Source organism: Microbacterium sp. ZXX196 (assembly GCF_009709595.1).
In the GTDB taxonomy this organism is placed as follows: domain Bacteria; phylum Actinomycetota; class Actinomycetes; order Actinomycetales; family Microbacteriaceae; genus Microbacterium; species Microbacterium excoecariae.
Map to the genome: position 1 here is coordinate 337580 of NZ_WMEE01000003.1, position 13674 is coordinate 351253.

16 protein-coding genes, 1 tRNA gene and 1 pseudogene are annotated in these 13674 nt (G+C 73.5%); 6 read left to right on the top strand and 12 right to left on the bottom strand.

All coding sequences use genetic code 11. The features are described from left to right. The first annotated feature begins 53 nt into the window (after nt 1-53). Entirely contained in the window at nt 54-725 is a 672-nt protein-coding gene (locus tag GJQ66_RS05000; RefSeq protein WP_155048212.1) for a LysR family substrate-binding domain-containing protein, read from the top strand. Here the strand turns inward: GJQ66_RS05000 and GJQ66_RS05005 are convergent. The 3 genes from GJQ66_RS05005 to GJQ66_RS05015 all read right to left on the bottom strand — a co-directional run bounded on the left by GJQ66_RS05005 (nt 722) and on the right by GJQ66_RS05015 (nt 3030). Next, a complete protein-coding gene (locus GJQ66_RS05005; protein WP_155048213.1) occupies nt 722-868 on the bottom strand; it encodes a methionine/alanine import family NSS transporter small subunit in 147 nt (48 codons plus the stop codon). The two genes, GJQ66_RS05000 and GJQ66_RS05005, sit on opposite strands and share 4 nt — an antisense overlap. Then, nucleotides 865-2421, bottom strand: a complete 1557-nt coding sequence (locus tag GJQ66_RS05010) for a sodium-dependent transporter (RefSeq protein ID WP_155048214.1) — start codon at nt 2419-2421, stop codon at nt 865-867. The genes GJQ66_RS05005 and GJQ66_RS05010 overlap by 4 nt, the downstream gene beginning before the upstream one ends. Before the next feature lie 129 nt (nt 2422-2550). Further along, nucleotides 2551-3030 (bottom strand): glutaminase, encoded by a 480-nt coding sequence (locus tag GJQ66_RS05015; RefSeq protein ID WP_155048215.1) that lies wholly within the window; start codon nt 3028-3030, stop codon nt 2551-2553. Between the two features lie 155 nt (nt 3031-3185). Between GJQ66_RS05015 and katG the strand changes: the two genes are divergently transcribed. Continuing rightward, nucleotides 3186-5405 (top strand): catalase/peroxidase HPI, encoded by a 2220-nt coding sequence (gene katG / locus GJQ66_RS05020; protein WP_155048216.1) that lies wholly within the window; start codon nt 3186-3188, stop codon nt 5403-5405. A 60-nt stretch (nt 5406-5465) separates the two neighbouring features. On the opposite strand, the gene GJQ66_RS05025 is transcribed toward katG, so the two are convergent. Both GJQ66_RS05025 and GJQ66_RS05030 read right to left on the bottom strand, forming a co-directional pair. Next, nucleotides 5466-6170: an aquaporin gene (locus GJQ66_RS05025; RefSeq protein WP_368732677.1), complete on the bottom strand. Its 705-nt coding sequence runs from the start codon at nt 6168-6170 to the stop codon at nt 5466-5468. Beyond that, a complete protein-coding gene (locus GJQ66_RS05030) occupies nt 6167-6520 on the bottom strand; it encodes a metalloregulator ArsR/SmtB family transcription factor (RefSeq protein WP_155048217.1) in 354 nt (117 codons plus the stop codon). The genes GJQ66_RS05025 and GJQ66_RS05030 overlap by 4 nt, the downstream gene beginning before the upstream one ends. 36 nt (nt 6521-6556) lie before the next feature. Between GJQ66_RS05030 and GJQ66_RS05035 the strand changes: the two genes are divergently transcribed. The 3 genes from GJQ66_RS05035 to GJQ66_RS05045 all read left to right on the top strand — a co-directional run bounded on the left by GJQ66_RS05035 (nt 6557) and on the right by GJQ66_RS05045 (nt 8410). Next, the gene (locus tag GJQ66_RS05035; RefSeq protein ID WP_155048218.1) at nt 6557-6970 is read left to right on the top strand and encodes an arsenate reductase ArsC; all 414 of its coding nucleotides are present in this window, start codon (nt 6557-6559) and stop codon (nt 6968-6970) included. Between the two features lie 417 nt (nt 6971-7387). Further along, entirely contained in the window at nt 7388-8254 is an 867-nt protein-coding gene (locus tag GJQ66_RS05040; RefSeq protein ID WP_155048219.1) for an aminotransferase class IV, read from the top strand. A 65-nt stretch (nt 8255-8319) separates the two neighbouring features. Further along, a tRNA-Ser gene (locus tag GJQ66_RS05045) sits at nt 8320-8410 on the top strand. An 84-nt stretch (nt 8411-8494) separates the two neighbouring features. Here GJQ66_RS05045 and GJQ66_RS05050 read toward each other — a convergent pair. Further along, nucleotides 8495-9184, bottom strand: coding sequence for a cation transporter (locus tag GJQ66_RS05050; RefSeq protein WP_368732678.1), 690 nt, complete (start codon nt 9182-9184; stop codon nt 8495-8497). Next, nucleotides 9181-9540, bottom strand: a complete 360-nt coding sequence (locus GJQ66_RS05055; protein WP_368732679.1) for an ArsR/SmtB family transcription factor — start codon at nt 9538-9540, stop codon at nt 9181-9183. Before GJQ66_RS05055 ends, GJQ66_RS05050 begins: the two co-directional genes overlap by 4 nt. Before the next feature lie 116 nt (nt 9541-9656). Here GJQ66_RS05055 and GJQ66_RS05060 point away from each other — a divergent pair, with 116 nt between their 5' ends. Then, nucleotides 9657-10553 (top strand): PfkB family carbohydrate kinase, encoded by an 897-nt coding sequence (locus GJQ66_RS05060; protein WP_368732680.1) that lies wholly within the window; start codon nt 9657-9659, stop codon nt 10551-10553. Nucleotides 10554-10564: 11 nt separating this feature from the next. Here GJQ66_RS05060 and GJQ66_RS15185 read toward each other — a convergent pair whose 3' ends face one another. The 5 genes and pseudogenes from GJQ66_RS15185 to GJQ66_RS14070 all read right to left on the bottom strand — a co-directional run. Then, nucleotides 10565-10687 carry a hypothetical protein gene (locus tag GJQ66_RS15185; protein ID WP_268866061.1) on the bottom strand — a complete coding sequence of 41 codons (123 nt, stop codon included), beginning with the start codon at nt 10685-10687 and terminating at the stop codon, nt 10565-10567. Between the two features lie 252 nt (nt 10688-10939). Next, nucleotides 10940-11311: a thioredoxin gene (gene trxA, locus GJQ66_RS05065; protein ID WP_155048221.1), complete on the bottom strand. Its 372-nt coding sequence runs from the start codon at nt 11309-11311 to the stop codon at nt 10940-10942. Nucleotides 11312-11331: 20 nt separating this feature from the next. Beyond that, nucleotides 11332-11517, bottom strand: a complete 186-nt coding sequence (locus GJQ66_RS05070; RefSeq protein WP_155048222.1) for a hypothetical protein — start codon at nt 11515-11517, stop codon at nt 11332-11334. An 82-nt stretch (nt 11518-11599) separates the two neighbouring features. Beyond that, nucleotides 11600-12409 (bottom strand): TspO/MBR family protein, encoded by an 810-nt coding sequence (locus GJQ66_RS05075; protein WP_155048223.1) that lies wholly within the window; start codon nt 12407-12409, stop codon nt 11600-11602. Between the two features lie 79 nt (nt 12410-12488). Beyond that, a pseudogene (locus tag GJQ66_RS14070) lies at nt 12489-13674 on the bottom strand (DUF5107 domain-containing protein); the annotation flags it as partial.

A 13674-nucleotide genomic window follows, 5' to 3' on the forward strand; every position in this document is an offset into this window, starting at 1 on the left:
CCTCCGACGCCGCGCGCGCACGTCACGCCTCGTCACGACCGTAGGCTGGGGTGATGGCGCGCAGGAATCCCCCCGGCAGGCGGCAGCAGCGCGTGGCGCCCGCCCGCGATACGGCCCCGCGCCCCGCGCCCGCGCCCGCGCCCTTCCGTCTCGGCGCGATCCCGGGCGCGACCCCGGGCAAGTGGATCGAACGGTGGCGCGAACAACGCCCGCAGCAGCGCCTCGTGCTGGAGTCCGTGGCGCTCGTCGATCAGGTGGCGGCCCTCCGCGACCGGCGCGTGGACGCGTGCATCTGCCGGGGGCCGCTCGCGGAGGACGACCTGCACGTCGTGCGCCTCTACGACGAGGTGCCGGTGGTCGTGATGTCCGCCGAGTCGTCCCTCGCCGCCGCCGACACGCTCGTCGCGTCCGACCTCGCCGGCGAGGTGCTCATCCGCTCCCGCGACGAGGCGTTCGAGCCCGCCGGCCTCCCGACGACCCCGGCCGCATTCGCGCCGCTGCCGACCACGGAGGACGCCGTCGCGACCGCGGCCTCCGGCGTCGGGATCGCGGTGATGCCGATGTCGCTCGCGCGCCTGCACCACCGCCGCGACGCGACGTTCCGCCCGCTCGAGGGCGTGGACGGATCCGCCGTGGTGCTCGCGTGGCTCCGCGCGTGCGACGACGACGACGTGCAGGCGTTCGTTGCGATCACCCGCGGCCGGACCGCGCGCTCGTCGCGCTAAGAAGCTCCCGGCCCGTCCTGCTCCCCGCCCTCGGGGTACGACGCGACCTCCGGCCGCGCGGCGAGGGCCAGCACGGCCGCGACGAGCCCGCCCCACACGAGCACGGCGGCGATCACGAAGAAGACGATCGCGATGGCGCTCATCGGGCGCCCCCCTTCCGCGCGAGCTGCCCGGCGCTCGGCCACGCCTCGAAGTGATCCGGATCCCGGCGCCAGCGCAGCTGCGGGAGCACGAAGGCCGCGACCACCATGATGCCGACGGCGCCCCACCCGGCGACGCCGAGGTACCAGCCGGGGTAGCCCCCGTAACCGTTGAGGACGAGATCGATGATCTTCGTCACGAGCATGTACGCGAGCACCGCCGGCGCGAGGATGCCTGTGAACGCGAGCCACGTCGGGCCGACGCGGAACGTCGAGACAGCGCTCAGATGGCGAGCCAGCTCGCCGCCTGAGCGCCGGACCCACACGACGATGATCGTCATGGCGATCGCCGAGGAGACGATGCCGATGTTGTTGGCCCAGTTGTCGATCGTGTCGAGCGCAGTCAGCCCCGACGTGGTGCCGAACAGCACGAGCGACAGCGCCGCGATGACGCCGCCGATGCCGTAGACCGCCTGCGCGCGCGTCAGGTCGAACTTGTCGCGCATCGCCGCGATAACGACCTCGAGCACGGAGATGAGCGAGGTCAGCCCCGCGAGCGTCAGCGATCCGAAGAAGAGCGACCCGACCCACTCGCCGCCCGGGATCTCGGAGACGATCGCGGGGAAGGTCATGAAAGCGAGGCCCACGCCGGTCAGGCCCTCCAGGTCGCCGATCGCGACGCCCTGCTGGAACGCGAAGAAACCGAGCGTCGAGAACACGGCGATGCCCGCGAGCAGCTCGAACGAGGAGTTGCCGAAGGCGACCACGAGCCCCGCGCCCGTGAGGTTCGAGCGCCGCTTGCGGTACGACGCGTAGGTGATCATGATGCCGAAGGCCACCGACAGCGAGAAGAAGATCTGGCTGTACGCCGCGATCCACACGCTCGGATCCGCGAGCGCGGCGAAGTCCGGCGTGAAGAACTCGTTGAGCCCGTCGATCGCGCCCGGGAGGAACAGTGCGCGGATCACGAGGACGAGGAAGGCGACCACGAGGAGCGGAATGATGACGACGTTCGCGCGCTGGATGCCGCGCACGACGCCGGCGCCGAGGATCCACAGCGTCACGATCCACATCACGACGAGCGGGATCATGACGCTCGGGACGACGTCGAGCGTGAACGGCTCGGCGGCGACGCCGAGATAGTCGCCCACGAAGAACCCCGTCGGGTCGTCGCCCCACCTGAGGTCCCACGAGAACACGAAGTAGCTCGCCGCCCAGGCGAGCACGGCCGTGTAATAGAGGCCGATCACGGCGGTGATCGCGACCTGAAACCACCCGAGCCCCTCGCCGAGCTTGCCCGCGAGGCGCCGGAGGGCGAGCGGGGCGGATCCGCGGAACCGGTGGCCGATCGCGTAGTCGAGGAAGAGGATCGGGATCCCCGCCGTCACGAGGGCGACGAGATACGGGATGAGGAACGCGCCCCCGCCCGACTCGTACGCGACGCCGGGGAAGCGCCAGATGTTGCCGAGGCCGACGGCGGACCCGATGGCGGACAGGATGAACCCCACCTGCCCCGTCCACTGCTCGCGCTCGGGAATTGCGGGCGCTGTCGTCATCTCTCCCCCGGGTGGCGCGTTCGCCGGCGCCGCGAACGCGGACCGTGTCAAAAGGGTACGCAAGAACCACCGACATGTCAGAAGTGCCTCGCGGGGGCGCGCCCTCCCGGGCGCGGCGGCGCAATGTGCTCAGGAGCCGCCGGCGAGGCGGATCCGCTCGTCCAGGTACGCCGCGAGCGGGGTGCGGAAGCCCGCGGGCGACCAGGCGACGAGGAGTCGACCCGCGTCCCAGGACAGCGGATCCGCGGATCCGCCCCGCGCGATGGCCGCGACGTCGAGCTCGCGCCAGTCGATGTGGCACACCTCGCCCTCGGCGAACCCGCCCCGAAACGCCATCGCCCGGATCGACGCCCGCACGCGCTGCGACTCGGCCGTGTAGCCGCGGCGCACCTCCTCCGCCGCCCGCACGATGTCGCCCGTGGCCCAGAGCTTCTCGTCTCCGACGAGCAGTACGCCGAGATGCCAGGCGGACGCGACGGGCTCGACGACGGGGCGCCCGCCGAAGACCCGCGCCAGCCGCCGCGCCTCGCGCCCGAGGCCCAGGCGCACGCGCGGGACCCCGTCGAGCCGGGCGCGCGCCTCGTCGAGCAGCGCGGGCAGATCGTCCATGCCCCCACCCTACGAAAGCGCGATGTCGGGGGTCGGTGGCAGGGTGCGACACACGCCGCATCCTTGGCTTCGCGCTCGCCCGCCGCGTGCGCTACATTTGAGTCATTCAATTCTTTGGGTGAACCCCGCCCCGATTTTTGCGTCGAAAGGCGAGCATGACCGACAGCAACGGCACCTGTCCCTTCGGATACGGATCCGGCGACCCCGAGGCCCACGAGCCGACGACCGTCGCGGGACACTTCAGCCAGGACGAGCCGCAGGAGAGCCCCCGGATCCACCCCACGATGGGTAGCGCCAACAGCGAGTGGTGGCCGAACAAGCTCAACCTCAAGATCCTCGCGAAGAACCCCGCCGTCGCGAACCCGCTGGGCGAGGAGTTCGACTACACCGCGGCGTTCCAGAGCGTCGACCTCGCCGCAGTGAAGGCCGACCTCGCCGAGGTCATGACGACGTCGCACGCGTTCTGGCCCGCCGACTTCGGCCACTACGGCCCGTTCATGATCCGCATGGCGTGGCACTCCGCGGGCACCTACCGCTCGCACGACGGCCGCGGCGGCGCCGGCGCCGGCCAGCAGCGGTTCGCGCCGCTGAACTCGTGGCCCGACAACGTCAGCCTCGACAAGGCGCGCCGCCTGCTGTGGCCCGTCAAGAAGAAGTACGGCCAGAAGATCTCCTGGGCCGACCTCATGATCCTCGCCGGCAACGTCGCGCTCGAGACGATGGGCTTTCCGACGCTCGGCTTCGGCGGCGGCCGCGCCGACGTGTGGGAGGCCGACGACGACATCTACTGGGGCCCCGAGAAGGTCTGGCTCGACGACGAGCGCTACACGGGTCAGCGCGACCTCGAGGCGCCGCTCGCCGCCGTCCAGATGGGCCTCATCTACGTCAACCCGGAGGGCCCGAACGGCGAGCCGGATCCGCTGAAGGCCGCCGTCGACATCCGCGAGACCTTCCGCCGCATGGGCATGGACAACGAGGAGACCGTCGCGCTCATCGCGGGCGGCCACACCTTCGGCAAGGCGCACGGCGCGCACCCCGACGACAAGCTGGGCCCGGACCCGGAGGCCGCGCCGCTCGAGGCGCAAGGCCTCGGCTGGAAGAACGGCTACGGCACCGGAGTGGGCGCCGACGCCGTGACCTCGGGCCTCGAGGTCACCTGGACGTACCACCCCACCCGCTGGGACAACGAGTTCTTCCACATCCTCTACGCCTACGAGTGGGAGCTGTTCTCCTCCCCCGCCGGCGCGCAGCAGTGGCGCCCGAAGGACGGCGGCGGCGCCGACATGGTGCCGATGGCCCACTCGGACGACAAGCGCGAGCCGCGCATGTTCACGACCGACCTCGCGCTGCGCATGGACCCGGAGTTCGACGCGATCTCGCGCCGCTTCCGCGACGACCAGAAGGCGTTCACCGACGCCTTCGCGCGCGCCTGGTTCAAGCTGACCCACCGCGACATGGGACCGAAGGTGCGCTACCTCGGACCCGAAGTCCCGGCCGAGGACTTCGCCTGGCAGGATCCGCTGCCCGCCGCGACCGCCGCGACCGACGACGCGGCCATCGCCACGGCGAAGGAACTCATCGCCTCATCCGGCCTCTCGGTCTCGCAGCTCGTCTCGACGGCGTGGAAGGCCGCCGCGACGTTCCGCAGCTCCGATAAGCGCGGCGGCGCGAACGGCGGGCGCATCCGCCTCGAGCCGCAGGTGAGCTGGAAGGTCAACCGCCCCGACGAGCTGCGCCCCGTGCTCGCGAAGCTCGAGGAGATCGCCGACGCGTCGGGCCTGAGCTTCGCCGACGTCGTGGTGCTCGCGGGCGGCGTGGGCGTCGAGCAGGCGGCGGGGGCCGCCGGCATCGAGGTCGAGGTGCCCTTCACCCCGGGCCGCGTCGACGCGACGCAGGAGCAGACCGATCTGACGCAGTTCGCCTGGCTGGAGCCGGTCGCGGACGGGTTCCGCAACTACGACAGCGGCTTCGTGAAGCTCCCGAGCGAGTACCTGCTCCTCGACCGCGCGAACCACCTGGGCGTGAGCGCGCCGCAGATGACGGCGCTCGTCGGCGGCCTCCGCGTCCTCGGCAACAACTGGGACGGATCCGACCTCGGCGTCCTGACCGACCGCCCCGGCGCCCTCACGAACGACTTCTTCGTCAACCTGCTCGAGCTCGGCGTGAGCTGGACGCCCGCGGCCGACGAGCAGACGTTCACGAGCAACACGGGCCGCACGGCGAGCCGCGCGGACCTCGTGTTCGGCTCGAACAGCGAGCTGCGCGCGCTGGCCGAGGTGTACGCCTCGGACGACGCGGGCGAGAAGTTCGTGCGCGACTTCGTCGCCGCATGGGTCAAGGTCATGGAGAACGACCGGTTCGACCTGCGCTACTGACCGCACACGACGAAGGGCCGTCCCGCCGGGGCGGCCCTTCGTCGTGTCGCGGGAGCGCGCTTAGGCGCGGCGCGGCGCGAGCCACACGGCCAGGCCGAGGCCCAGCGCGGCGCCGAGCACCTGCGCCGCGAGGAAGGGCAGGACGGATCCGGGCGCGATCCCCGCGAAGGTGTCGCTGAACATGCGGCCGATCGTGATCGCGGGATTCGCGAAGCTCGTCGACGCCGTGAACCAGTACGCCGCACCGATGTAGGCCCCGACGGCGGGCGCCGCGAGCGCGCCGCGGCCCGTGCGCACGAGCAGGAAGATCACCGCGACGAGCCCCGCGGTCGCGACGCCCTCGCTGAGGAGGTTCCCCGGCGCCACGCGATCCGTCGACGCCCACGACACGGCGGGCAGCCCGAACATCGCGTTCGCCAGCACGGCGCCGGCGACGCATCCCGCGATCTGGGCGGGCACGTAGGCCGCCACCTGCCGCCAGCTCCGCGAGCCGAGCGACGCGTCGGCGAGCGTGACGACCGGGTTGAAGTGCGCGCCCGAGGCCGGCGCGAACATCGCGATGAGCACGCCGACCCCGAGCGCGGTGGCGAGGGCGTTCTCCAGTAGCTGCAGCCCGGGGTCAACGGACAGGCGGGAGGCCATGATCCCGGATCCGATGACGATCGCCGCCAACAGGGCGGATCCGACGAACTCGGCCGTCGCCTCGCGCGGCAGGGAGAGGGCGTCTGGCTGCACCGCGGGCGCGTCCGGGGTCGCGACCGTCACGGCGCCAGCACCGCGCGGACGCTCTCGAGCGCGCCCGGCACGAGCGCGTAGTACGCCCAGGTCCCGCGCTGCGAGCGGGACAGGAACCCGGCCTCCGCCAGCACCTTGAGGTGATGCGACACGGTGGGCTGGCTGAGGCCGACCGGATCCGTGAGGTCGCACACGCACGCCTCTTGCCCCGCGGAGGCCGCGACGATCGAGATCAGCCGCAGGCGCGTCGGGTCGGCGAGCGCCTTGAGCCGCCGGGCCAGGTGAACGGCGTCCTCGGCGCAGAGCGGATCCCGCACAAGCGAGGAGCAACAGGTCGCGCCGGCGTCGGCGGGCGCGATCACGGGAAGCGATGACACCATACATTGACGCTAGTCGATATTGATACTCTTCAATACATGACCGACACCCCCACCGTCCTGTTCGTCTGCGTCCACAACGCAGGCCGCTCGCAGATGGCGGCCGGATGGCTCGAGCACCTCGCGGGCGATCGCGTCGAGGTCCTCTCCGCCGGCAGCGCGCCCAAGGACGCGATCAACCCCGTCGCCGTCGAGGCGATGAGCGAGGTGGGCATCGACATCGCGGGCCGCACGCCGAAGGTGCTCACGACCGACGCGGTGCGCGAGTCGGACGTCGTCATCACGATGGGCTGCGGCGACGCCTGCCCAATCTTCCCGGGCAAGCGCTACGAGGACTGGGAGCTCGACGACCCCGCCGGCCAGGGCCTCGACGCCGTGCGCCCCATCCGGGACGAGATCCGCGCGCGCGTCGAGGCCCTCGTCGACGAGATCGCCCCGCGCGAGGGGCGCTGACGCTCCCGAATCGCAAATGGTCCCCGACGGGCCTCTGGGCGGCGATACCATCGGCGCCCAGAGGCCCGCTTTTTCGCAAGTTCCGCGAATCTTTCTCGCGGATCCGCCTCCCGCCACTCCCCCGCACCGCGACATGATCGTGGTGCGGGTCACGGAGGACCCCGCCCCGGCCGCCGGGGCCGGGGCCGCCGAGCCGCACGGATCCGCACTCATCCAACGAAGGAGAGATCGTGAACGAGACCATCTACGACACCGACGCCGACCTGTTCGACGGCCGCCCCGTCTGGTTTGAGCGCAACGGCGCGCCGGCCGAGGGCGAGGACATCTGAGCCGACCGCGACGCGCCTGAGGCCCCCGCTTCGTCGGGGGCCTCAGGCGCGTGGGCCATGCTGGCGTCACCCCTCACGAAGGAGCCCCATGGCCGCCGTCACGTTCCGCTTCCCGTATCCCGCCGCCGGGTCCGCCGCCCCGGACCTCGTCGCGCAGCCGGTCGACGCGCCGACGATCTCCGTCATGGACGCGGCGGCCGAACGCGGGGACGGCGCCTTTGAGACCTTCGGCGTCGTGGGCGGCGCGCCCCAGGCCGTCCGGGATCACCTCGAGCGCCTGCGCGACAGCCTCGCGATGCTGGAGCTGCCGGCTCCGGATCTACCCGCCCTCGCCGAGATCTGCCGCAAGATCGCCGCTCGCGCCACGGGCGACGCGTGGCTGAAGCTCGTCGTGACGCGGGGCGGGATGGATCGCGCGGCGCCGTCCGCGTGGGCGGTGCTCGCCGACGCGGCCGACACCGCGCCGCTCCGCGCCGAGGGGATCGCGGTCGTCACGGCCGACCGGGGGTTCGCGAGCGACTACGCGGAGCGCGAGCCGTGGGCGCTCATCGGCGCGAAGACCCTGTCCTACGCGCAGAACATGGCGGCGATCCGGGAGGCGCACCGCCGCGGCGCGGGCGACATGCTGTGGGCGACGAGCGACGGCCTCCTCCTCGAGGCGCCCACCTCCTCGCTCGTCGTGCTGCGCGGATCCGCCCTCGTGACCCCGGATCCGCGCCTCGGCGCCCTGCACGGCACGACGCAGCGGGCGATGTTCCGCTGGGCGGAGGCCGCGGGGCTCGAGACCACCTACGCCCGGCTCACCCGCGCGGACCTGGCCTCGGCGGACGCCGCGTGGCTCGCGTCGAGCGTGCGCGGCGCGGTTCCGATCTCGCGCGTCGACGGATCCGCGCTCCCGATCGACCGCGCGCGCACCGAGGAGATCGCGGCGTTCCTCCGCGCGCGGCGAGACTGAGGCTGCCAGCGGATCCCCAGCCGTCGGATTTGGCGGCCGCGTCACCTATCCGTAAACTCGATCTCGGTGACGTGTCCGAGCGGCCGAAGGTGCAACACTCGAAATGTTGTGTAGGGTAACCCCCTACCGTGGGTTCAAATCCCACCGTCACCGCCATCCGAAACCCCCGCAGAACCCTTGGAAACACTGGGATCGCGGGGGTTTCGTCGTTGCCGCCCGCCCCGCATACCGAAGGACGCGTCAGCGCCCGCTGGCGCAGCAGCCGTCCTCGCACGCGGACGGATCCGCCTTCCCCGTCAGCGCGCCGACCGGGGTGGCGCAGCACGCGTCGCCGCGCCACGCCTCGACGCCCTCGCGCACGGCGAACACCGCGATCGCGAGCGCCGCCACCGCGTCGGCCCAGGCCCAGCCGAGCAGCGCGTTGAGCAGCAGCCCCACGAGGAGCGCCGCCGAGAGGTAGGTGCAGATCAGCGTCTGCTTCGAGTCCGCGACCGCGGACGCCGACCCCAGCTCCCGCCCGGTCCGGCGCTCGAACCAGCTGAGGAACGGCATCACGACAAGGCTCGCCGCCGCGATCGCGATGCCGACCGGGGAATGCTCCGCCGCGCGCAGCCCGACCAACGACGCCACCGCGTCCACCGTCACGTACGCGGCGAGGCCGAAGAACGACACCGCAATGACCCGGAGCGCGACCTTCTCGCGCTTCTCGGGGTCGGGCGCGGCGAACTGCCACGCGACCGCGGCGGCGGAGAGCACCTCGACGACGGAGTCCAGGCCGAACCCGACGAGCGCGGCCGACGAGGCAGCGGCACCAGCAGCCAGCGCGACGATCGCCTCGATCACGTTCCAGACGATCGTGATCGCCACGACGATGCGGATCCGCCGGCGCAGCACGTCGCGCCGCGCGACGGCAAGCGCCGGCGCGGTCACGCCCCCTCCCCCGCGTCGCAGCAGCCGGGCACCGCGCAGCGCGGATCGATGCACGGGGCGCTCTCGTCCACCGCCAGCGTCACGTCGACGAGTGCGCCGAGCGCCGCGGTGAGGTGCGGATCCGCGATCTCGTAGCGGGTCTGCCGTCCCTCAGGCTCGGCGACGACGATGCCGCACGCGCGCAGACACGCCAGGTGGTTGGACACGTTCGGGCGCGTCAGGCCGAGCTCGCGCGACAGCTCCGCGGGGTACCCCGGCCCGTCGATGAGCGTCAGGAGGATCCGCGAGCGCGTCGGGTCGGCCATCGCGCGGCCGAGGCGGTTCATCGCGTCGAGGCGGGAAGCAATGGTCAGCACCCGATGAACTGTACGGCGAGCGCTGACTCTTGTCGATCCGTCGCACCCCGCCGCCGCCCGCACTACGCTCGTACCGCGGGGCCTCGACGGCGAGGGCGCGCAGGACGGAGCTCATCGTGGCCGACACGCACTGCCTCGTGGTCGGGGAGGCGCTGGTCGACATCGTCGATGGGCGCGAGACGCCGGGCGGATCGCCCCTCAACGTCGCCGTGGGTCTCGCCCGCCTGGGCCTCGCGACGACCCTTGCGACGCACCTCGGGACGGATCCGCGGGGCGCGCTCGTGCGCGCGCACCTCGACGACAGCGGCGTCGCGCTCTCCGAGGGCAGCGTGGATCCGGGCGCGCGCACCTCCACGGCCGAGGCGACGCTCGCCGAGGACGGATCCGCCACCTACGCCTTCGACATCGACGGGCGCGTCGGCACGCTTCCCGCGGCCGCGGCGGGAGCCCTCCACACCGGATCCCTCGCGGCCGTCCTCTCCCCCGGCGCCGAGGCGGTGCGCGCGCTGTTCGCGGAGGCGCCGCCCGAAACCCTCCGCACCTTCGACCCGAACATCCGCCCCGCGCTCGTGCCGCACACCCGGCGCACGCTGCGGCAGGTGCAGGCCTTCCTGACCGCGGCCCACGTCGTGAAGCTCAGCGACGAGGACGCGGCCTGGCTCTGGCCGGGCGAGGATCCGGCGGACGTCGCCCGCCGCATCGCGGACGGGGGCGCCGCCCTCGCCGTCGTCACGCGCGGCGCCGACGGGGTGGTCGCGGCGCGGCGGGACACGACGGACATCGTGGACCTCCCCGCGCTCCCCGCCGCGGTCGCCGACACGATCGGCGCGGGCGACGCGTTCATGTCCGGGCTGATCGCCGGCCTTGTCGAGGCGGGTGTGACGGAATCGTCCGCGCGGGTGGACGATCGGGCGCTCGAGGCGGCCCTCGGTCTCGCGCTCTCGTGCGCCGCGATCACCGTGTCGCGCGCCGGCGCGAATCCGCCGCGCCGCGCGGAGATCGCCGGCGCGTAGGGCGCGCGCCGCTACCCGCAGGCAAGGCCCGCGGGCGCGGCGACCTCGATCGCGGCGGATCCCGCGTTCGCGCCCTGGCAGCCGCTGAGCGTGGCCGCCGCGCCGAGCGCCAGCGCCGCGAGGATCCATCGCATGGCGCCATCCTGACAGACGGCGGCGCGCGGCATCGCGCCCTCGCCGCGCCACGGGCCCGGCGGGCAGAGAAGAGCGCCCCCGACCCGAGGGGTCGAGGGCGCTTCGCGCGGGGCGTCAGGCGCAGGTGCAGCGCTCGGCGGCGGGGACGCCCGCGAGGGCCTCCTCGACGTGCTGGCCGCAGCCGGTCCAGGTGGCCTTACCGCAGGTGGAGCAGGAAATTCGTGCGCACATAGGGGATCCTTTCGAAGGGTTCAGGGGGTCTGCGCGGCGTCGCGCTCGGCGATTTGCCGGCGCACGTCGTCCATGTCGAGGTCGCGCGCGCCCTGGATCAGCTGGTCCAGCTGCGGCGCGGGGAGGGCCCCCGGCTGGGCGTACACGAGGATGCCGTCGCGGAAGACCATGAGAGTCGGGATCGACGTGATCCCGAACTGGCCCGCGAGCTGCTGCTCGGCCTCGGTGTCGACCTTGCCGAAGACAATGTCGGGGTTCTTCTCGGAGGCCTGCTCGTACACGGGCGCGAACGAGCGGCACGGACCGCACCATTCGGCCCAGAAGTCCACGAGGACCGTGCCCTCGCCGACCGTCTCGGAGAAGTCCGCGGTCGTCAGGTTCGTCGTGGCCATCGTCCATCGTCCTTTCGCGATTAGCGCCCGAACAGGCGCGAGATGAAGCCTCCTCGCTCGGCCCGGGCCGCGTCAATCTCGGCCTGCGTGTGGGAGCCGCCGCACCACTCGCGGGAGGGCACGGTGCGCTTGACCTGCGCGACGTGCTGGCCGCAGCCCGCCCAGGTCGTCTTTCCGCAGGTGCGGCAGGTCGCCGGTCGGCACATGAGGGATCCTCTTTCGTCGGGGAATACCCCTAGGGGTATCGAAAGCGTGTGCCCCACTATACCCCCAGGGGTATCCCACCCGTCAAGTCGGGCGAACGCCGAACGCCCGCGCCACCGCGACGCCGCGCGCCGCGAGTGTCATCCCCACCACCACGGCGGACGCGACGATCGCCGCGACGCCCGTCACGTCCGAGGCTGGCTCGTCCGTGAGGCGCGCGACGGCGATCCACGCGATCCCCCAGCTGAGCGAGATCGCCGGGGCGAGTCGGCCCTGGCCGCGGACCGCCAGCAGTACGCCGAGCGCGGCGGCCACCGCGAGGACCGCGACGGCCCACACCTCCGGGGCGAGGCCGAAGCCCGCAAAGCCCGCCGCGACGAGGACGGCGGTGGCGTTCGCGACCGTCGCGATCATGACCCAGCCGAGGTAGAGGCCGATCGCCCCGTCGGTGACGATCGTGTCGACGAGACCGCGCGGCGCGGACCGGCGCAGGATCTGGAACGAGCGGCCGAGCACCGCGACGAGCGCCGCGATGACGACGAGGCTGAGGGCGAGCAGGCCCGCCTGGACGACGAGGATCCACACGGCATTCAGGACGAGGGAGGCGGTGACCCACCAGCCCAGGGCGCGGTGGCGCGGATCCGTCCGCTGCGCGGGGAGCGCCTGCCAGACCGCGTACGCGAGCATGCCGGTGTAGATCACGCTCCAGATCCGGAACGCGCCCGTGCCGGGGGCGAGGAGCGTCGAGTCCGAGTCGAGGAACCCGCCCGCCGCGTCCTGGATCGGCGTGCCGACGATCACGCCGGATCCGACGAACGCCGCGGCGATCGCGAGGATCGAGCTGACGAGGACGACCCACGGCCGCCACGCGTCTCCTGCTCCGGTCGATGTCATCGTGCGCCTCCCCGACCGTTGCGTGGCGCCAGCCTGACCGCCCGCGCAGCCCGCGTCAACCGGGCGCGCCCGGGGCACCTCAGCGCGCCGCCCGGCCGCGCGCGGCGAGCGCGTCGAGGGCGTCCGCCTCCCGAGCCCGGGCGGGCGCGGTGTCGGAGGGGAACGGCGCGAGCTCGGGGTGCGAGGTCTCGAAGTAGGAGACCGCGTCGCCCGCGCGCCGCAGGTCCTCGGCGCGCTCGGCGAGGCGCCCCCAGGCGGCGGCCGCGGCGTCGGGGTCGCCGAGCCGAAGGTGCGCGATCCCCTCCCAGAACGTGTGCTCGCCCGCGGTGCGCTCCCCGACGGCGAGCGGATCCGGCGCCACGGCGCGCCGCCAGGCGTCCGCCGCGCCCGGCTCGCCCGCCGTGGCGAGCGCGTCGCCCCACCGCACGAGGCGCTCGACGGGGCGCGCCGCCGGGTGCCGGCCCTCGCCGAGCGAGGCGGGCGGGACGAGCCCGGCCGCGAGGAGGCGCGCGTCCGCGGACGGATCCGTCGTGCGTGCCGCCCGGTCGCACTGGGCCCGGTCGAAGGCCGCGATCGCGCGCCCCTCGCCGCCCTCGAAGGGGCGGAACCGGCGGGAGGCGAGGATCTCCTCCGCCTCGTCGAGGCGGCCGGCCGCGAGCAGGAGCTCGACGTGGCGCAGCGCGAGGTCGTCCCGCGCACCCAGCGCACCCGGGAACTCCTCCAACCGCGCGAGGCGGAGGGCGGGATCCGCCCCCTCGGCCGCGGCGAGCACGTCCCGCTCGAACACGAGGCGCGCGTCGGGCCGAGCCGCGAGGGCCCGCGCGAACGCGGCGTCGGCGGACGCGGGCTCCCCCGACAGCGCCCGCGCCACGGCGAGGTTGCGCCAGGCGATCGGATCCGCCGTGCGCGCGCACGCGCGCTCGAGCGCCCGGGCCGCGTCGCGGATCCGCCCGGCGTCCAGCAGCCACATGCCGTAGAGCGCGCCGGCGACCGCGTCGTCGGGGTCGGCGGCGAGGGCCGCGACGAGCGCGTCGTGCTGGTCGAGCCCGGCAGGGAACGCCAGCGCGGTGTCGGCCGCGCGCGCGGCCCGGCGCTCCTCGACCGCGCCCGCGGCGTCGCCCGCCCGCTCGCGCCAGAGCGCGCGCAGGTAGAGGCGGATCGGGCCGGCCTGGCCCGCCGACGGCACGGCCGAGGCCGCCTCGTCCGTCACCGCGAGGGCGACGTCCACGGCGCCGGCGCGGGCGAAGTCGGCGCCCACGTCGAGC